Source organism: Mycobacterium sp. 050272, from assembly GCF_039023525.1.
Lineage (GTDB): Bacteria > Actinomycetota > Actinomycetes > Mycobacteriales > Mycobacteriaceae > Mycobacterium.
Window position 1 is genome coordinate 1 of the sequence record NZ_JBCHKV010000069.1, and the last position, 266, is coordinate 266.

The following is a 266-nucleotide window of genomic DNA, read 5'->3' on the forward strand; positions in this document are numbered from 1 at the left end:
ATCTCCTGCAACGTCCCCAACGACGCCATCGCCGCAGTCTCCACCTCAGGCAACCCCGGAACCCGCTCCTGCACCCCCGACAAAATCTCCACCCGCTTAATCGAATCGATGCCCAAATCCGCCTCCAACGCCATCGACAAATCAAGCATCTCAACGGGATAACCCGTCTTCTCCCCCACCACCTCCAACATCTGACCCACCAAATCCACCCCCACCACCGGCGCCACCGCAGCAGGCGCAACCACCGCAGCAGGCGCAACCACCGG

Annotated in this window: 1 protein-coding gene; it reads right to left on the minus strand. The window is 62.4% G+C overall.

From position 1 onward, the window contains the following. The coding region (locus tag AAHS21_RS32005) for a phosphopantetheine-binding protein (protein WP_342931267.1) at nucleotides 1–266 on the minus strand (266 nt) is incomplete at both ends.